The 382-nt window shown below is 64.4% G+C and carries 1 pseudogene; it reads left to right on the top strand.

The features are described from left to right. Window positions 1–382, top strand: a pseudogene (locus tag QEH53_RS24595) (hypothetical protein); the annotation flags it as partial.

Raw genomic sequence — 382 nt, 5'->3', positions numbered from 1 at the left:
CCCGATCATCGGGGAGCTCGAGCTGGTGACCGACGGGGACAAGGAGTCCGAGGAAGGCTACTTCGTGGAGCTGGCCCAGGGCCCGCAATGGGTGCGGATCGACCTCGAGGAGGAGGCGACGATCTACGGGCTCGGGCTTTGGCACTTCCACACCCAGAAGCGCGCCTACGTGGACGTGGTGGTGCAGCTCTCCAGCGACGAGAGCTTCGAGTCTGGCGTGACGACGGTCTTCAACACCGACCACGACAACTCGCTGGGCTTCGGGGCCGGCAAGGACATGGCCTACGTCGAGACCAACAAGGGCAAGCTGGTGGGGGCGAAGGAAACCAAGGCCCGCTACGTGCGCCTGTACTCCGACGGCAACACCAGCAACGAGATGAAC

Source organism: Pelagicoccus sp. SDUM812002, assembly GCF_031127835.1.
Classification (GTDB): Bacteria; Verrucomicrobiota; Verrucomicrobiia; order Opitutales; family Opitutaceae; genus Pelagicoccus.
The sequence above is the reverse complement of the archived record's forward strand: the minus strand, read 5'-3'. Positions and strand labels throughout refer to the sequence as shown.